18 protein-coding genes are annotated in these 19299 nt (G+C 39.6%); 12 read left to right on the plus strand and 6 right to left on the minus strand.

Annotation, left to right across the window (positions count from 1 at the left end; translation table 11 throughout):
• Positions 1–17 precede the first annotated feature (17 nt).
• Genes RH86_RS10675 through RH86_RS10690 form a run of 4 tightly spaced genes read right to left on the minus strand, consistent with a single transcriptional unit; the run spans position 18 to position 5387 of the window.
• Positions 18–995: an FAD-binding oxidoreductase gene (locus RH86_RS10675; protein WP_009386190.1), complete on the minus strand. Its 978-nt coding sequence runs from the start codon at positions 993–995 to the stop codon at positions 18–20.
• The gene (locus RH86_RS10680; RefSeq protein ID WP_009386191.1) at positions 992–1771 is read right to left on the minus strand and encodes an NTP transferase domain-containing protein; all 780 of its coding nucleotides are present in this window, start codon (positions 1769–1771) and stop codon (positions 992–994) included. Before RH86_RS10680 ends, RH86_RS10675 begins: the two co-directional genes overlap by 4 nt.
• Positions 1768–2397, minus strand: a complete 630-nt coding sequence (locus RH86_RS10685; protein WP_009386192.1) for a gamma-glutamyl-gamma-aminobutyrate hydrolase family protein — start codon at positions 2395–2397, stop codon at positions 1768–1770. Before RH86_RS10685 ends, RH86_RS10680 begins: the two co-directional genes overlap by 4 nt.
• Entirely contained in the window at positions 2394–5387 is a 2994-nt protein-coding gene (locus RH86_RS10690; RefSeq protein ID WP_009386193.1) for a PEP-utilizing enzyme, read from the minus strand. The genes RH86_RS10685 and RH86_RS10690 overlap by 4 nt, the downstream gene beginning before the upstream one ends.
• Positions 5388–6485: 1098 nt before the next feature.
• Between RH86_RS10690 and rfaD the strand changes: the two genes are divergently transcribed.
• From rfaD to waaA, 7 genes are all read left to right on the plus strand, one after another.
• Positions 6486–7427, plus strand: coding sequence for an ADP-glyceromanno-heptose 6-epimerase (gene rfaD / locus RH86_RS10695; protein ID WP_009386195.1), 942 nt, complete (start codon positions 6486–6488; stop codon positions 7425–7427).
• A gap of 44 nt (positions 7428–7471) precedes the next feature.
• Complete coding sequence (locus RH86_RS10700; RefSeq protein ID WP_009386196.1) at positions 7472–8638, plus strand: nucleotide sugar dehydrogenase; 1167 nt, start codon at positions 7472–7474, stop codon at positions 8636–8638.
• Between the two features lie 145 nt (positions 8639–8783).
• The gene (gene lpxM, locus RH86_RS10705) at positions 8784–9773 is read left to right on the plus strand and encodes a lauroyl-Kdo(2)-lipid IV(A) myristoyltransferase (RefSeq protein WP_009386197.1); all 990 of its coding nucleotides are present in this window, start codon (positions 8784–8786) and stop codon (positions 9771–9773) included.
• A complete protein-coding gene (locus RH86_RS10710) occupies positions 9773–10504 on the plus strand; it encodes a glycosyltransferase family 25 protein (RefSeq protein WP_009386198.1) in 732 nt (243 codons plus the stop codon). Before lpxM ends, RH86_RS10710 begins: the two co-directional genes overlap by 1 nt.
• Positions 10501–11526: a lipopolysaccharide heptosyltransferase II gene (gene waaF, locus RH86_RS10715; RefSeq protein WP_009386199.1), complete on the plus strand. Its 1026-nt coding sequence runs from the start codon at positions 10501–10503 to the stop codon at positions 11524–11526. Before RH86_RS10710 ends, waaF begins: the two co-directional genes overlap by 4 nt.
• Positions 11523–12722 carry an O-antigen ligase family protein gene (locus RH86_RS10720; protein WP_009386200.1) on the plus strand — a complete coding sequence of 400 codons (1200 nt, stop codon included), beginning with the start codon at positions 11523–11525 and terminating at the stop codon, positions 12720–12722. The genes waaF and RH86_RS10720 overlap by 4 nt, the downstream gene beginning before the upstream one ends.
• Positions 12703–13962: a lipid IV(A) 3-deoxy-D-manno-octulosonic acid transferase gene (waaA, locus tag RH86_RS10725; RefSeq protein WP_009386201.1), complete on the plus strand. Its 1260-nt coding sequence runs from the start codon at positions 12703–12705 to the stop codon at positions 13960–13962. The genes RH86_RS10720 and waaA overlap by 20 nt, the downstream gene beginning before the upstream one ends.
• Before the next feature lie 3 nt (positions 13963–13965).
• Here the strand turns inward: waaA and RH86_RS10730 are convergent, their stop codons facing one another.
• Positions 13966–14670, minus strand: coding sequence for a 3-deoxy-D-manno-octulosonic acid kinase (locus RH86_RS10730; RefSeq protein ID WP_009386202.1), 705 nt, complete (start codon positions 14668–14670; stop codon positions 13966–13968).
• 36 nt (positions 14671–14706) lie between these two features.
• The gene (locus tag RH86_RS10735) at positions 14707–15084 is read right to left on the minus strand and encodes a diacylglycerol kinase (RefSeq protein WP_009386203.1); all 378 of its coding nucleotides are present in this window, start codon (positions 15082–15084) and stop codon (positions 14707–14709) included.
• A gap of 132 nt (positions 15085–15216) precedes the next feature.
• Between RH86_RS10735 and RH86_RS10740 the strand changes: the two genes are divergently transcribed.
• From RH86_RS10740 to RH86_RS10760, 5 genes are read left to right on the plus strand one after another with little or no spacing between them, the layout of a single operon-like run.
• A complete protein-coding gene (locus RH86_RS10740) occupies positions 15217–16272 on the plus strand; it encodes a glycosyltransferase family 9 protein (protein ID WP_009386204.1) in 1056 nt (351 codons plus the stop codon).
• A 38-nt stretch (positions 16273–16310) separates the two neighbouring features.
• Positions 16311–17078, plus strand: coding sequence for a glycosyltransferase family 2 protein (locus RH86_RS10745; protein WP_009386205.1), 768 nt, complete (start codon positions 16311–16313; stop codon positions 17076–17078).
• The gene (locus RH86_RS10750) at positions 17075–17875 is read left to right on the plus strand and encodes a glycosyltransferase family 2 protein (RefSeq protein WP_009386206.1); all 801 of its coding nucleotides are present in this window, start codon (positions 17075–17077) and stop codon (positions 17873–17875) included. The genes RH86_RS10745 and RH86_RS10750 overlap by 4 nt, the downstream gene beginning before the upstream one ends.
• Positions 17868–18353, plus strand: a complete 486-nt coding sequence (coaD, locus tag RH86_RS10755; RefSeq protein WP_009386207.1) for a pantetheine-phosphate adenylyltransferase — start codon at positions 17868–17870, stop codon at positions 18351–18353. Before RH86_RS10750 ends, coaD begins: the two co-directional genes overlap by 8 nt.
• Positions 18350–19288: a glycosyl transferase family 90 gene (locus tag RH86_RS10760; protein ID WP_009386208.1), complete on the plus strand. Its 939-nt coding sequence runs from the start codon at positions 18350–18352 to the stop codon at positions 19286–19288. The genes coaD and RH86_RS10760 overlap by 4 nt, the downstream gene beginning before the upstream one ends.
• The last annotated feature ends 11 nt before the right edge of the window (positions 19289–19299 follow it).

The raw sequence follows: 19299 nt of genomic DNA on the forward strand, positions 1-19299 counted from the left end.
CCAACTAACTCTAAAAATTATTTTGCTGGTGTAAATGCATCTGAAAAAAATGCATCCACCGGAAGATCATATTGTAAGAATAGGGCTTTCGCAGCCTCTATCATACTGAGGGAACCACAAGCGTAAACTTCAACATCACTTAATGAACTAAAATCTCGAACAACTGCATTTTGAACATAACCTTGTTGATAATCAGGCAGTGGTTCAAGCTCGCGTGATAATACTGCGGTAAATGATATATTCTGATTCTGATTGGCTAATGCGACTAACTTATGACAATATATCTCTTTCAGATATTGCATTCCCCAATAAATATAAATGTCACGCTTATCTTCTTTTGCTATGAGTTCTTCTACTATAGCTTTTACTGGAGCAATACCTGTACCTGTTGCTATTAAAATTAATGGCTTAACGTTATCTTTTACAAAGAAAGTTCCTTTCGGCCCTTCTATGCGCATTAATTGGTTTTCTTTTAGTTCACCAAATAACAGCTCTGACATTTGTCCGTTTGGTACCTTTCTAATGTGAAGCTCTAGCTCTTTTAATTCAGATTTAGCATTTGCGATTGAATAACTTCTCTTTACACCTTTAAAACTTAAGTCAACGTATTGGCCTGGTAGATAATCAAATTTAGCGGTTGGGGGAAACCGGAACTTAATCGATACGATATCTTCAGTAACATATTCAAAACTAGCAACTTTACATGGCATTGTTTGCTGTTTTATATGTGTAAGTTCTGGATAGTACTTTGCTTTTAGAACAACATCTGATTTTGCTTTTGATTGACAGGTAAGAATATTCCCTTGCGTTACTAGCTCACCATTTTCGTTTTCCACTATTCCTGAAATAACGTTAGCATTACAAGCACCACAGACCCCTGTCTTACAGCTATGCTCTAGCGGTATCGATTCTGATAATGCATCATCTAATATATTACCTTCCGATTTAAATTCGATATTACTTGGTAATAGTCGAATGTTTTGTTTGCTACTCATCCTTTATAAAACTTAACTAGAGTGTTTTTTTTATGCATTTCTTCATAACAAGATAAATCTGATAGTGAGTCAATTTCAAGCCAACCACCTTCCACTAATTCAGCTTTTACATTCCATCCAGAATCAATTAAAAGTTGAAGAAACGTTGTCATATACATATTATAAAAATCATTACCATCATAGATTTTTGCACGATCTAACGCCTGATAAAATTCAATAAACTCCGGAATTTTATCAGCTTTTACTTTAATTAATCCAGTGTACTGCCCTTGAATTTCCTCATAACAGCTAGGCTTTTTTCCTAATTCTGTTACGTAACCATTATCATTCATAATAAAAGTTTCTGCATCTTCAAGAGGATTATCTAAACGAAGTGACCATAATGATTTCCAATTTTTATCAACCATTAAAACGATATCGTCATCACACGATAACAATTGCTGTAGATTTTCTTCTTGATATACAATATCACCATAACTAATGATCAGATCTTCTTTACAGTTACGTATAAACTCAATAGCTGAAAATAAACTTTCTACCATGTTTGTTGATTCAAACCGTTCATTATAAGAAGTATTGAACCCTAATGTCACAATTTGTTCTGAACAGTATCCGGTTGCAATATGTATATCTCTAATGGAATTCAAAGTAAGTATATCAACCTGGCGCTCTAAAAGAGATTTACCCATTAAAGGAACTAAACATTTTGGTTTGTCATTAGTTATGGGACGTAGGCGAGTACCTTGACCCGCAGCTAAAATAAGTGCTTTTGTCATAATAAAATTTTTTTCATCAAATTTAAATCTAAAGGATCAAAGCCAATTACGCGCTCTGGATGCCACATGATACCAGCAACCTTCTTATTTGGATGCCAATAAGCCTCAATGTTTCCTTCAATATCTGTTGCAATAGGCTGAAGTTCCCTTCCCAATTCATCTTGAGAAATAGCCCAACTATGAAAACTATTTACTATTTTGGGTAATTCTATTATATCTTCAACTGGAAGTATTGGATGCTGTATTGCAACATGCCCCTCTACCGGATGCAGTTTCCCTCCAAAATAGTAATTAATAATCTGCATTCCTCTACACACACCAAAAATCGGCAATTCATTTTTCACAGCATAATCAATAAGAAATAATTCGAATAAGTCTCTTTCTGGTGCTCGGTCTACAGCATCTCCATCTAAGTGACATAAGCTATTTCCTCCAGTAAATACAATTCCATCTAGCCTTAGACTCTCAATCATCTTAGCCGCATTATCTGGTTGTAAATTAGGTAACAATATCGGTAGCATTTCCATGCTTAACAATAATGAATACCAATGCTGGTCTACAGCATCACGCCTTTCACCATACTCAGCAATGATGTCAACTCTTTGAGTTAAACCTACTCGTTTCATTCGATTATTCTCAAAATTTGTCCTAAGCAATCTAATTCAATCCGTGTAGCTGTCAAAAGGGAATCATATAACTTTTCTCCTACGCCGATTGCTGCAGGAAGTCCAATTTCAGCTGAACGAATAGCCATATGTGAATTAGCACCACCATACTGGGTAATAAGCCCAGCAATATCATGACCAAATAACCAGTCATATCCTGGGTCTGCTTGCGGGATCATAACTATTTTCCCAAAAAGGCGTTCAACATTGGTATTATCAATTATCGCTACATCTGAAATTATTTTCTCAACACCAATAAAATTTGGCATAGAAGAGTGACGTTCAAAGCTATAGAAATGTGCTGTACTATCAAGTATTGAAGGTAATTCAATAACCTTAGTTAATTGATACTCATCAATTCTCATGCTTATATTATCTTTAAGCGCATTTTTACTCAGCATATTAAGTTTAAGATGCTCAAGATCACTATAAGTAAGGAATGATATTTCTTGTCTCGATAATTTGAACTCTTCACCTATTATTACGCAATAATCTAATGCTTTACTCAAGTTACGAGTAAATTCAAATTTTACACGCTCACGCTCTTGAGTCGCTTTAATAAGGTAGTCAATAAATTCAGAAACACTAACCTCTGCACCTAACTGAAATAGGAGGCTTTTTATTGCATCAGACTCTTCATTAGTAAAAATCATTAAATTTCGGTCATGAAGGCTTTTTTTGTGTTCATTTGGAATGAGGTATTGTTCAGGATCTTCCCAATAAGCAGGGGTGGTTACTTCATAAGTTCCCGGCCTCAAATGGCCGTACTTCGTAAGCAAGTCTTCCTTAGTCACTAAGCCAATAAGAAAATCTGATTTATCTTTTTCGAATTCTCCCGCAACCGTATCGAAACTATTCAAAAACTGCATACGTCGAGCTTCAGTTAATCGACCACTGTTAACTAGGCTCTTCAACAATGTTGTTGCAACAAAACCAGCTCTTGCTGCATGAGCAAACGCTAGAGTTCCAAACTGTTTGCAATCATCAAGTAATGCGTAAATTTTATCTATAGTGCAAAGTTGAGAAGAGCAAATTAAGTCTTTTCGATGCCGTAATAATGCAACGGATGAAATATCAGACTCAAGCCTTGTTAAAGCTTCTCTTGTAATTACTTTTAGTCCCTCTTCTAAGAGGACTAAATCTGACTCAGTAACTCCGTAAGGAAGTAATCGTTTCTTGGCAGTTACCATGAACTCTGGAGTCCAAATTGTAAATGCGATATCAAATTCGATTTTATCGTGAAACTGTGGATTATCAGAAAGAATGTCTAAATAAGCATTTACTATTCTATCTGCTGAATCTGCAGGTAAAGTTGCAGGGATAAAAGAGTTAAAGCTTGCTCTAACATCAACATAAGGCTGCCCTGAAAAAGAGATAATTAGAGGATAAGGTCTAACATCTCGGTAGCCAAATTCTTGACGTTGTTTAGCCCAAATATCATTGGTTATCAATTGCTGATAAAGACTGAATGCCAGTGGTTTGGGTCTAGCACTAATAATTTCAGCAGGATTCCAATCTGGCATATTAGCAAACAAAGTTTTATCACCGCTAACGAATGGTAATTTCTTTTGCAGTGCTTGGTACCTATTAACGTCAGACTGTATCGAAGCTCCGATTTTTAAGATGTCCAACTCATAATTATCATGGTTAACTACAACTGGTCTAACCTGAAATATATGAACTTTCCCAACGGAATCTACAGCAAACTCAATGTCCAGTTTATCAAATCCGAGAAGCTGCTCAAGTTCTTGAATGGCTGTAAGAACGTCTTTTAATTCGGGGGCAATATTACTAATAGAGTGAGGCTGTAGTTTACTGACTAAAACCGTTCTTAAATCAGAATGAGTTCCAGCTGTAACAGATTCGGTTGATTTAGTGGAGTCATCAAAATTGAAGCGATAATAGGGCGCTCCTGATTCTAAAGTGCAGGTAAACACAACCCCAGCCATAGCCACATCTTGTAAAAACTCTTGAACAAGAACCTGATCACTGCCAACTACTGGAGTACCATAAGAGTCAACAACTTTGTCTATAGCCTCAGAAAGCTCCACTTTGTCTAAACATGTGACATTCAAAATACTTTCAAAGCCGCCAGCATTAGAAGAACGCCAATTATCCTCTGATTTTGAGCTACTTCTTACTACTAGCTTAGAACTTCCAAACTGGCTTTGTATTCGTTCAACAACACCATTCTGATTATTTTGCCAATCATGGGTGGTAAAGCTTTCTTGTCTTCCTATGTAACTCTTTTTAACAATGTTTTCTAGGCGTGCTAGAGTATCTGCTTTCGTGCCAAGAATAAAATTAGCTATATCAACTGGTGAATTAAACTCAGCCCAATCGCCCTCAACATCTTTATATGTAATAAGAAGATCTTTCGATTCGAAATACGAAATGATATCAAGCAAGTGATTTCCGATGGGTTTAGCGCTGCTATCATCAATTAGATTAATCATCTGAGCAACAGCATTTTCTCGTAGGTAAATCAATCCCGTGAATTCAACTTCTTTATTACCTACTGTTAACACTTCAGCTTTGCTTATGTCTTCAGGACTACGTGAAGCATATCTTTTGAGCCATAAACTATCTATTACAATAGTGACATCTGACTGAGATTCAAGTAAGTCATTAACATACTCTTTTCTAAATAACGTGTCAGTGTATGATATTACGACGGGCTTACCACTAAAAGGGGCATGTAGTAATGTATCAAGCGCTGTTGATGTTTCCCAATCAGGTATAATTGTAAAGTTTAAATCTGGGTATGCTTTTACTACATCGTCTACGTGATAACCGCCAAGGAAGTACGTACTTTTTGAAGGGACTGAATCTTCAAAACTATGAAGCTGCCAATCCATTGCTTTAGTGCTATTGGCAATGTGTTTTAATGCTGCGGGCTTGTTGCCACTTTGCGGTTTTCCTGCACCGAGGAAGTATAACTCTATGCCCATTTATCTTTCCAAAATTTAAATTATTCACGATTTAATCTCAGCATTTCAAACCAAGCTGAGACACTTTTAATCCATTTTGAGACACTCTAATCCGACTATCTCACTGTAATAATTTGAAAAGGCCTATTTTTGCAAACCCGCCCCAATAGGCCTACTATATAATCGAATGCACGATAAAATCTATCGGGCCTTTGTTTAAGGTCAATCAAGCACGCTACCGCCCTTAGGTTGCAACCCCTAAAAGCTGATGATTTCACCATATTGTTTTGTTCACCGAATCTCGGTTTAGTTTGCAATTTGTGCGATTGTCGACTCTCAGTCTAACTTGCTTGTTTAACAGTTAAATGAGCAAGAACTGTGTTGATCGCTTTCAGGCTCTAAAAAAATGGCAGCGATAATTTCATAGCTACCATCATTTATAATGACCTGGTTACCACCATGTAACGTTAAATCGATAGCGTTATTTTTTGAATTTTCATTTCTTCAATTGAGCAATCTAACACCATCTTTGGCTTGCCTAAAAATTAACGAAGTCATATACACCAAAGGTATTGTTTACTTTTGATACGTCACTTAAGATATATCTAAATAACCCCAAATATAGCCAGAAAACAACACTTACTGTACTTCAGCACTGTTTTTCTGCGAATCGTTTTTAAAACATCAATGGTCGGTAAGTAAGAGGTAATTATTTGATTACTAAAATTCAAGCTTGCTCGTTGTTCTTACTTCGATTTGCAACAAACATACACCAACATTTATAACCACCTGATGTCAGCGCTTTACCTGCTTTACCATGCTCGACATCACGTTGCTTGCCATTTTCAAGCTTACTATTATTAATAGTGTACTTGCCTCTCAAAATCATTCACGTACTGAGCTATTAATTAAAACGATACACTTATAAACTCCCGCATAATTTTACATGAAACAAAATTAAAAGGCTACCTCCCTACCTTTACCAAAAACAAGAAAAAACAAAAAAACCAATTAAAATCATAAACATAACAAAATCCCACTATCAGGTTTAGCTAATCAGCGCTACAGGCCATTGATAATGGTATACTTTGATAAATTATAAAACTTATGGGTAATTCTATGATCATCGTAACTGGCGGCGCTGGCATGATTGGCAGCAATATTATTAAGGCTCTAAACGAAAAAGGCATCAATGACATCTTGGTCGTCGACAACCTTAAAAATGGCAAAAAATTTCAAAATCTAGTTGACCTAGACATCGCTGATTACATGGATCGCGATGACTTCCTCGTGCAAATTATGTCAGGTGAAAATTTCGGCCCTATCGAAGCTATCTTCCATGAAGGTGCGTGTTCTGCGACGACTGAGTGGGATGGCAAATACATGATGCTCAACAATTATGAGTATTCAAAAGAATTGCTTCACTACTGTTTAGAGCGTGAAATTCCATTCTTATACGCTTCATCTGCAGCTACCTACGGCGAAACCGACACCTTTATTGAAGAGCCACAATATGAAGGCGCGCTCAATGTATACGGCTATTCGAAACAACAATTTGATAACTATGTTCGTCGAATCTGGCAAGATGCCAAAGCTCATGGTGAAACGCTTTCTCAAATTACCGGTTTCCGTTACTTCAACGTTTATGGTCCACGCGAGCAGCATAAAGGCTCGATGGCCTCTGTTGCTTTCCACTTAAATAATCAAATGAATGCGGGCGAAAACCCAAAACTGTTCGCTGGAAGCGCAACTTTCCAACGTGATTTCGTTTATGTTGGCGATGTTGCAGCAGTAAACTTGTGGTTTATGGAAAACGGCGTGTCTGGGATCTTTAACCTAGGAACTGGCAATGCGGAATCTTTTGAGGAAGTCGCTAAAGCGGTGATCAAGCATCACGGTAAAGGTGAAATGGAAAACATTCCATTCCCTGAGCATTTAAAAGGTGCATATCAAGAATTTACCCAAGCGGATTTAACTAAACTTCGCGCGGCTGGTTGTGATCATGAATTTAAAACGGTTGCGGAAGGCGTTGCAGAATACATGGCGCTGATTAATCGTTAATATCGATAGTGTAAAAACCGTTACTAACCGTAGAGGATCGAACAGTGAAAGTTGCTATCACAGGTACAGGCTATGTCGGCCTATCAAATGCAATGCTATTGGCGCAAAACAATAATGTTGTAGCTCTGGATATCATTGAAGAAAAGGTTACTTTACTAAACAAAAAACAATCTCCAATTGCTGATAGTGATATTGAGCGTTTTTTGTCAACCAAAGAACTTAACTTCAAGGCAACAACCAACCAAGAAGAAGCTTATAGAGATGCTGATTTTGTTGTTATTGCAACCCCCACTGATTACGATCCTCAAACGAACAACTTCAACACATCATCAGTTGAGGCCGTTATTCGTGATGTAATTGCCATCGCTCCATCAGCGGTGATGGTTATTAAGTCAACCGTACCGGTCGGTTACACAGAGCGTATCAAACAAGAATTGAACTGCCAGAACATCATCTTCTCTCCAGAATTTCTTCGTGAAGGCAAGGCGCTATACGACAATCTGTACCCATCACGAATTATTGTTGGTGAGCAAAGTGAGCGCGCAAAAACTTTTGCTAACTTACTTATTGAAGGAGCGGAGAAAGACAACATTGAAGTTCTGTTTACCAACTCAACAGAAGCGGAAGCCGTAAAGCTTTTCTCAAACACCTACCTAGCTATGCGTGTGGCCTACTTCAACGAACTAGATTCGTACGCGGAAGCGCACGGCTTGGACTCACGACAAATCATTGAAGGCGTAGGGTTAGATCCTCGCATTGGTAATCATTATAACAACCCATCATTTGGTTACGGTGGTTATTGCCTACCAAAAGATACTAAGCAGCTACTGGCCAATTACCAAGAAGTACCCAACAACATTATTGGTGCCATTGTAGATGCCAATAGAACACGTAAGGATTTTGTAGCGGAGAGTATTCTCAAACGCAAGCCGAAAACTGTTGGTATTTATCGTCTTGTCATGAAATCTGGCTCTGATAACTTCAGAGCATCTTCTATTCAAGGCATTATGAAGCGCCTCAAAGCCAAAGGAATTGAAGTGGTTGTTTACGAACCAGCAATTCAAGAAACGTATTTCTTTAACTCCCGAGTCATCACTGATTTCAACGAATTCATCCATTGTGCGGATATCATAGTATCTAATCGCATGAATGATGAGCTATTACCATTTGCTGATAAAGTCTACACTCGTGATTTATTTGGTAACGATTAAACCAAGTTGAACTCCAAACTGGTGAGTAAACCTTCAAATTACTCACCTTCTCTATCTGTACTCTAGGAAGCACCTTTTGTTGCGTGGTACACTTGCCCAAAACACATTCGACTAACTATTGCGCTAAGCGCCTATTGAGCAATCTATGTCAGCAGCTCCTCGCAACGATTTTGATGAAAAAGCCTATAACCCTACTTTTGAGTGGCACTTCTTAGCACCTAAGTACTGGCCTACTTGGCTAGGTGTCATACTCTCAGTGCCAATAGCGCTGCTACCATTGTCTTTTCATCAGTGGTTGGCAAAAAAGATAGCGAGCAAACTATCAAAATCAAACAAGGGTCCTGCGCATCGTACGCGAGTCAACCTGCAGCTCTGCTTTCCTGAAATGAGTTTTGAGCAGCGTGAAGCGTTAGTCTATAAAACGCTCTTCACCGCAGGGGTGTTTATACTTCGTTTCGTATTACTCTCTTTACGCTCAAAGACATGGCTACAGCAGCAATGTGAATTTGTAAATGAACATAACCTAACTCAGCTAACAGATGCTGGTGAGAATGTTATCTTGCTTGTGCCTCACTCCTGGGCAATCGACATCCCAGCCATTCTATTAGCGTCTTTAAATTTACCTGTTTCAGCTATGGCAAAAAAACAAAAGAACCCTGTGGCAGACTGGTTAATGCATCGACAACGAGTTCAATATGGCGGTCGAGTTTATGAGCGTTCAGGTGGCATTAAGCCATTTATTAAGTCGATAAAATCGGGTTATTTAGGCTATTACCTACCAGATCAAGATCACGGTGCTGAACTGAGTGAATTTGTTGATTTTTTTGCCACAACTAAAGCAACACTGCCAGGCTTAAGCAAGTTAGCAAAGCTATCTAAAGCTCATATTGTTCCTCTGTTTGCGTCTATCGACCCAAAAACAGGAAAATTCTCGATTGAAGTGCTACCCGCTTTAGACCTTCAAGCTTCCGAACAAGCCGATGCGCGCGCCATGAATAACGCTATTGAGCATTATGTTGAACCGAAACCTGAGCAATATATGTGGATTTTGCAACTTTTACTGACTCAACAAGATGACAGTAATTATTACAATCTTTTTAAATCTCGATACGATAGTGATTGGAAGGTTCGTTAATGAAAATTTTTGTGGTTAGTCTTACTCGCTCCCAAGAGCGCAGACAGCGAATTTCACAGCAATTGCTCGATGCTGGTTTTGAATTTGAATTTTTTGATGCCGTGGATGCTTCTCAAGAGCATTTTTTATACTCAAATAAAGCATCACAAAAACAAACTTTTCAGCGCAAAGGCTATGAGCTCAAACCTGGAGAGATTGGATGTTTTGCTAGCCATTACAGCTTGTGGCAAAAATGTGTAGAACTACAAGCACCAGTTGTCATACTTGAAGATAATGTTGATATCCAACCTCTCGCAGGAGATATCCTTCAAATCCTTGAACCCTATATTAATAAATATGGTTACGTAAAACTTGCAGCAACACAACCTAGTAAATTTACTCCGATTGAAGAGATAACAACTCGAACACAACTCGGTCAATATGCAAAAAAAAGCTGTGGGACCACCGCTTATGCACTTTCGCCTCAAGCGGCGCAGGCATTTATTGCCAATGCTGAGTACTTTCTTGAGCCTGTAGACGACTACATGGAAAAGCCATGGCGCCATCAGGTAAAAACCTATAGCGTGAAGCCTTCTCTATTTGAGCGTGCTGAAATCATTTCAACCATCAGTAGTCAAAACACGAAACGTAAAGAAAAGCAAAAGTTGGGTGTACTGCAAAAAGTCTACATTGAGATCTATCGAAGCTACGAATCCATCATGAAAAAGCTGTTTTGGAATCACAAAGCATGAATAAAATTTTAGTGATCGGCCCCTCTTGGGTTGGCGATATGGTGATGTCTCAGTCACTCTATATCACCTTAAGGAAACAACACCCTAACGCCATTATTGACGTGCTAGCTCCCGCTTGGTGCAAGCCTATCTTAGAGCGTATGCCAGAGGTAAACCGAGCAATTGAAATGCCTCTCGGCCATGGTGATTTAAATTTACGTGCTCGTTTCGATATGGGTAAAAGCCTCCGTCTCGAAAATTACGACCACGCGTTTGTGTTACCAAAATCAGCTAAATCCGCCTTGATCCCTTGGTTTGCTAAAATCCCAGTTCGTACCGGCTGGAAAGGAGAAATGCGCTTTGGTTTGCTCAACGATATTCGTCGCAATATGAAGGCTTTCCAATTCATGGTTGAGCGTTATGTTGCTTTGGCTTATTCAAAGGATACCATGCTTGGTTCTGGCTCACTTGGTGGACTCGAAAGCTTACCTCGACCAAAACTAACGATTGATAACAAAGAACAACGGCAAACCATGGCCAAATTTGGGTTGAGCATAGCGCAGGAAAGTATTGGCCTTTGCCCAGGAGCTGAATTTGGCCCAGCCAAAAAATGGCCTGAAGAAAAATACGCTGAAGTTGCCAATCATGTGGCCAGCCAAGGACAGCAAGTATGGTTATTTGGTTCACAGAAAGATATCGATACCTGTGAAAAAATCAGAAGCCTTGTAGGTGAGAAAAATCAAGCCAATATTCATGTTTTAGCTGGTAAAACATCATTGATAGAAGCTGTCGACTTATTGGCAGCATGCCGCACAGTCGTAAGTAATGACTCTGGCTTAATGCATGTTGCGGCTGCGGTTGGCTGCCATGTTATTGGTGTTTATGGTTCAACATCACCTAAATACACACCACCACTCGCTAATTCTGTGGATATTGCATCGATTGAATTAAAATGCCGCCCTTGCTTTAAACGAGTATGTCCTCTAGGGCATTTGCATTGTTTAAAAGAACTCTCAAGTTCAGTTGTTACAGAAAAACTATGAACATCAACAATCACTACAAGAAAAACATAATCCAATTTCTATTCGCTCTTCCGACCATATGGGCTTTTTCTGGACTTTTTTTATACGAAAATTCCGACAAACACTTTTTTATACTTTGTATCATAGTGTTCTTTTTAGGGTTATTTCAATTAGGCTTTAATGCCATTGTAGAACACATAAAAAACAGAAAGTTAACATGGATATTATTGATAGCTGTAATTTTTAGCGCTTTCACAAAACTAACCATGGGGGGAAGTTCATCAGAATTAAGGGTTCTTGGTGCTATAGCATTATATTCAATGGTGCTGCATAACTATGTAATTGAAAAAATAAAATCAAATCTAATATGGCTAATAGCTTTAGCTTCTGTCATATCTGTTAGTTACATAAGCTATCAAACTTTCGCATTGCAAATAGACCGAGAATATTGGTCTATAAACGCTATACCCTACACCACTTTCAGCGCGGCGATAACATCGATTGCAATCTACTTAGCTTTCATATCATCAGAAAAGAAACAACGGATTATTTCATTAGTTTCAGCATGCTTAGGGCTATCGAGCATCATAATTAGCCAGACTAGAGGGACTCTACTTGCTGTAACTATTGCAGCATTACTACTCGCAGCTTTGATGATTATTAAGTATAAAAAAAACAGCATATTCATTGTTGCATCCATTATTGCCATAAGTTTAGTTTCTTTTTTAAATTATGAGAAAATTGAACAACGCATTATACAAACAAAACATGAATATCACGCAATTACCAGTGGCAACCTCAATACCTCTATTGGTTACAGATTACAAATGTGGCAAGCCGGATGGGAGCTAGCTAAATCACCGACTATTTTTGGCTTAGGAAAAAACCACGTAGAAGCAAAGCAAGAATTATATGAAAGAGGGTTAATATCAAAGGCATCAATTGGTTTTAAGCACTATCACAACCAATACATATCCAGCCTAGTAATGAAAGGGATTGCTGGATTAATGATGACATTGGCATTTCTTCTAATGCCTCTATTTTATTATTTTAGACATAATGATAAGTCAATCCTCATCGCTATACTATGTTCTACTGTATATGCCGTTTCCGGGTTGACTGACATCCCCTTAATGCAACCACACCCATTAGCATTTTACTTAATCATTCTTTTGCTATTTTGCACGCCAAAAAATCATGACTCGAATACTATATAGCACCCTATTTTTTATTATCTGTCCATTTTTTTTGTATGGTCTCTTTAAAAGTAAACAAGATAAACCCTCATACAATTTTCGCTGGAAAGAGTTATTTGGTATAACGATGCCAACCAACGGCATGAGTCCTCTATGGATTCATGCTGTTTCTGTTGGCGAAGTTATTGCAGTAACGCCTTTAATTAGACGAATTAAAACTAAATACCCAGAATTACCCATTGTAGTTACGACAACAACAACAACTGGCGCCGCTCAAGTAGAAAAATTAGGTGCACTAGTTGAACATCGTTATATGCCTTTAGACTTTAGTTTTGCCGTAAATAGCTTCCTAAAAGCTGTTCAGCCTAGCCAATTGTTAATTATGGAGACTGAACTTTGGCCTAACACCCTTCACTGCGTTTCTCGACGAAAAACCCCAATAACAGTATTAAATGCTCGACTATCTCAAAAATCGGCGAATAACTATCGAAAGATACTTCCTTTATTCAATATTGCCGCTTCAGCTGTAACTAGATTTTTATGCCAAAGCACCAGTGATTCACAAAGATTCGTTGAATTAGGAGTCCCAAGTAAAAAAATTCACGTAACCGGATCAATAAAATTCGATATCTCCATTAATAATAGATGTATCGAAGATGCGAAACAATTACGGGAAACGTTAGGACAACAAAGGAAGATCTGGATAGCGGCTAGCACCCATCAAGGTGAAGATGAGCAAGTTCTCAACGCTCACAATAAGATCCTTGAACGATTTCCCGACGCTTTATTAATATTGGTACCTCGTCATCCAGAACGATTTAGTTCTGTACATGAACTATGCCAGCAAGCCGGATTTTCGATCGTGCGCCGCTCATGTAAAACAGAACTATCAGGCAGTACTCAAGTATACTTAGGTGATACTATGGGTGAAATGATGTTATTACTTGGGGCAGCGGACTTGTGCTTTATGGGTGGCAGTCTAGCCGGAAATAAGGTTGGAGGTCATAACATCATAGAACCGATGGCTCTAGGTAAATACACACTCACTGGCCCAAGTTATTTTAACTTTCAGGCCATTATCGATGAGTTTCTTACTGAGAATGTAATGAGTGTCGTTGATGATGAAAACGAGTTGAGTGATAAATTAATCACACTTTTTTCTCAACCAGAACAAGTCCCTACTTCAAGTACAATCAAGCAAGCAGTAGAAAAGCAAGTTGGTGCTATAGATAGAACCATTCAATATTTGAATCTTTCTTAGACATTATGTTGACCAAGCACTAAAGAGCGTATTGAAACCACAATCGTCAAATTCATGGTTTGCTTTCTTCGCTTCTTTTATAAAAGAGCGCTTTAAGCGAGCCATATTTTCGCTCTTCCAATCATCACCTTCTTGCTGCTGACACTTATCAAAATCGATAATCCATACCTTATCTTGCTTATCTAGTAGTATATTATGGATATTGAGGTCGGTATGATTCACACCAGCGTCATGCATTTTCCGGATTTCTAGGCCAATTCGTTGATAGATTTCCGCTGGTAATGGTTTTTCCTGCAAAATACTCACAAGATCTCTGGCTTGAGGAATACGCTCACTCAAGAGATCAGCTTGATAGGTTAGCCCTGATTTAACCGCACGAGCGGCAATAGGCTTAGGTACATTAACACCAGCTTCTCTCAGGCTAAGCAACAACGAAAACTCGGCTGCGCTGCGCGTTTTATCCCAGCCAGAAAACCAGTAATTATCTTCAACTAGTTTTCCGAATAAGCCACCGCGGCGGTAATGGCGCAATGCACCTTGCATAGAGTCGAGTTGGACAAACCACGTCGTCCCTCGTCCTTTTGCACTACCAACCACTTTGTTATTTGCCTGCCAATAGTTGGCGTCAAAAATAGCAGCGTCACTAGCATCAATAATATCGCTATCGAACCAAATGCACTGGTTTTCTGTTTTAATCATCTCAATCATCGTGCACTCCGGCAATGGCTTAAAATACGTAGCGAGTTAAAATACATAATGGCTTAAAAGGATATAGCACCAAGTAAAAGCGGCAAAAATCAAAGCCACTAGCACTGCGGCTGAGCCGATATCTTTTGCTCGTCCACTCAGCTCGTGATGCTCAATACCAATTCGGTCCACGACGGCCTCTATAGCTGAATTGAGCAATTCAACAATCAGAACTAAACAGACAACACCAAGCATAAGAATACGTTCAACAACACTAACGTCAAAAACGCACACTAGAATCGATGCGACCAATAACAACGCCAACTCTTGACGTATCGCCGCTTCATACTTAAAAGCCGCTTTTAATCCTTGCATCGAGTATTCTGTTGCTTTGAAAATGCGTTTTATTCCCGTGTTGCCCGGCTTGCCTGTCATTCTATCGTCTCACTCAAGTAATCTATGATAAGGCTTTATGGTATCTCAGCCCTCAACGCTGGATATTTTACATTTATCTTAGGTATCTGCATAATCTAGCGAGTTGGTATCTTTACTCTTCAGGCATTTAATATGTTCGCTGCTCCACCTAAATCTCTATGCATACTTCGCCTCTCTGCTATCGGTGATGTGTGTAATACCATCGCAACGGTGCAAGCCATTCAAAAGCAATGGCCCAATACCCAAATAACTTGGATCACTGGCAAGCTTGAGGCGCAGTTGCTGGCAGCAGTAGCAAACATTGAAATCATTGTGTTTGATAAGAAAGCCGGTTGGCAAGGCTACAAAGAATTGTGGCAACAGCTGAAAGGCCGAGAATTCGACGCCTTATTACACATGCAGTACGCAATTCGTGCCAGCATCGCCACCCTTGGTATTAATGCCAAATATAAGCTCGGCTTTGATAAACAGCGTAGCCAAGACTTTCAGACGTTGTTTACCAACTGCAAAGTGACCTCTCCCTCATCATTACATGTGGTCGACGGCTTGATGGCCTTCGCTACAAAAATTGGTGTTGAGCTAAATGAACCTGATTGGTCACTCAGCTACGCTAACACTGATAGACAGTGGGCAGAGCAAAATATTAACCTTGAAAAGCCGAATCTATTGGTTGTGCCTGGAGCAAGCAAAGCCTATAAAAACTGGCATGCACAAGGTTATGTTGAAGTAATTGAGCATGCTCGCCAACTCGGCTGGAATGTCATTCTCGCGGGTAGCCCAGCTCAAGTAGAAATCGATTTAGCACAAGACATTCAAGCATTACTTACTGCGCCATGCCTTAATTTAGTGGGTGAAAGCAGTATTATGCAAATGCTCGCGTTAATCGATATTGTCGATATGGTGATCGCGCCAGATACAGGACCAGCTCACATGGCAAACGCCATGCAAACACCTATCATTGGATTGTATGCTCACCATAACCCTAAACGTGTCGGCCCTTATCGCTACCTAGACTACACCGTTTCCGTTTATGAAGAAGTTATCTTTGATGAAACCGGTAAATACAGTGTGGATTTAGATTGGCGTACCAGAGCAAAAGATGAAAAAGCGATGCATCGCATCACGAGTGCTCAGGTAATCACAATGTTTGATCGCGTTGTAGAAGATTTGCATCTTCAAACTCAGTAAACTTAGCGTTCTCAAATTGACTCAAAAGGAAGACTTTCTTGTCTAAACCAACTTTAGCCGTTGCTCTCATTGTAAAAAATGAAGCAAAGCACCTACAAGCATGCCTAGATACCGTCAAAGGTTGGGTTGATGAGATCGTCCTGCTCGATTCTGGCAGTACAGATGCCACCGAAGAAATTGCGCGTCAATACACCGACAAATTCTACACCAATTCAGAGTGGCCAGGATTTGGTAAGCAACGTCAACTTGCCCAGCAACACGTCACTTCTGATTATGTGCTTTGGCTTGATGCTGATGAACAAGTCACTCCTGAATTAAAAAACAGTATCTTAGCGGCGGTAGAAGCAAACAAACCCAATGTGCTTTACAAAGTAAATCGCCTTAGCGCCGCCTTTGGCAAATTCATTTATCACTCTGGTTGGTCACCGGACTGGATCGTGCGCTTATACCGCACCGAATACACCCATTACAATGACGCGCTTGTGCATGAAAAAGTAGCAGATGATGGCTTTCAAACCATTAAGCTAGATGGGCGTTTAAACCATTACACGTACGAGCATTTACATCACTACATCAATAAAACCACAGGCTACCTAAAAGCCTGGACAGATGAGCGCGAAGGAAAGAAAAAATCCGGCCTGACGACCGCGATTGTTCACGCCCTTGCCAGCTTTGTTAAAATGTACATTATCAAGCGTGGTTTTTTAGATGGTAAGCATGGCTTTATCCTCGCATGGCTTTGCATGCACTCAACCTTCGTCAAATACATCGATCTCTACTTACGTGAACAGGCTAAAAAGTCATGAAAACCACTTTAATTATTACCACTTATAATTGGAAAGAAGCCCTTAAAGCGGTACTTGAGAGTGTTAAACGCCAATCTGTAATGCCTGATGAAGTGATTGTTGCCGATGATGGTTCTCGTGATGATACAAAACAGATCATCGACCAATTTAGCTCAACTTTCCCGGTTCCATTAATTCACAGTTGGCACGAAGATAATGGCTTCCAACTCGCAATGAGTCGTAATAGAGCAATAGCAAAAGCGAGTGGTGATTATCTGATCATGGTCGATGGTGATATGGTGCTATCACCAACCTTCATCCAATCCCATAAACAAGTCGCACAAGCCAATCGTTTTGTTCAGGGTGGCCGAGTTCTGACAGACGAAGCCTGTAGCCAAGAAATTATGCATCACGGATTAGTACCCTCTATTTTCACAAAGGGTATTCGCAACCGTAAAAACTGCATTACCAACCGTCTACTCAGTAAAGTATTCTCATATGTACGCAATAACGACAAAGCGACTCGAGGATGCAACATGGCATTTTGGCGAGCAGATGTGATCGAGGTGAATGGTTTCAATCAGGACTTTGTCGGTTGGGGTAGAGAAGACAGTGAATTCGTTCATCGCATGCTCAACGCGGGTAAAGAACGCTTATATCTTAAATTCTCCGGCGTGGGCTACCATCTTTACCATAACGAAAACTCTCGAGCCTCATTAGCTGAAAACGACGCCATCTTAGAAAACACCATTCACAATAAACTCACTCGCTGTGAGAACGGCGTTGATCAATTTACAGCAGGAGTATGTGATGAGTAAAAATGTTATTTATCCCGGAACATTCGATCCCATCACTAATGGCCACCTGAATTTGATTGAACGAACAGCCAGCATGTTTGATTCCGTCACGATTGGGGTCGCAGCAAGCCCGTCTAAGAAAACTATGTTTACGTTAGAAGAACGGGTTACACTGGTTAAAAGCTCATGCGCCCATCTTAGCAATGTCTCTGTCATTGGCTTTAGTGGCCTACTAGTTGATTTTGCAAAAGAACAACAGAGTGACGTACTGATTCGTGGACTACGCACCACAATGGACTTTGAGTACGAATTTGGCCTAACCAGTATGTACCGTAAATTACTGCCCGGCTTAGAAAGCATATTTTTAACGCCGGCGGAAGAGTTTGCCTTCTTGTCTTCAACCATTGTCCGAGAAGTCGCAACCCATGGTGGTGATGTCGCCCAATTTGTGCCAATTTCGGTCAATAGTGCCATTTTAGCTAAACTAAAATCAGTATGAAAAAACTAAAATACTACTTATCAAATGGATTGCTGCCCCATCTACCAGCCGCTTTATTTCGATTTGTTAGAGTAAAAGTTATCGCTCAACGCGATAACTTCAATCAATCTTACTTAAATGACCGCGTTAACTATTACTGCAAATACAATACAAGCTTCACGTTAAGCGATGTGGATTTAGTCAAAGTTAAAAACTTCAAACAGACAGGTGGCAGCGCTTACTACTATGATTTACTCAAAGTGATTAAGTGCTTCCCACAAAAATTTGCCTTTAAGTATGTCAATGGGGATGTCATCGATGTCCCTTCAGAGCCAAGCTTTTTAAAAAGTCGTCCCATTGAAGGTGACAATCAAAACTCAGTATTGTTGAAACTGAATGCGGTTCGACACTATGTCTTTATCGATAGTGATAAACCCTACCGTGAGAAGAAAGATATGCTGGTATGGCGCGGGACAGGCTTTAGGCCTAACCGACGATTATTACTAGCCACTCACTGCGCTAATCCACGCTGTAATGTTGGCCGTGTTGATATAAAAGATAGTGATCCAAGGCAACTCAACTACGTGAAAAAATCCATGACCATTGCTGAGCAGCTTGAATATAAGTTCATTCTCAGCCTAGAGGGAATGGATGTCGCTACTAATCTAAAATGGATCATGTCCTCAAATTCGCTGTGCTTCACACCAAAACTTCGTTATGAAACATGGTTTATGGAAGGTAGGCTGCAAGCGGGTAAGCATTTTGTTGAAGTCAAAAATGACTTTTCCGATCTGGATGAAAAAATGGACTATTACCTCTCACACCCTGAAGAAGCAGAGGCCATTATCCAAAATGCTCAACAATGGGTAGCTCAATTCAAAGATACGAAACGTGAGCGTCTCATCTCACTTCTGGTGGCACAGAAATACTTTCAAAAATCAGGGCAAATGCTATAACGATTTTAAAA

This window comes from Vibrio sp. N418 (assembly GCF_000222565.1).
Taxonomy (GTDB): domain Bacteria; phylum Pseudomonadota; class Gammaproteobacteria; order Enterobacterales; family Vibrionaceae; genus Vibrio; species Vibrio scophthalmi.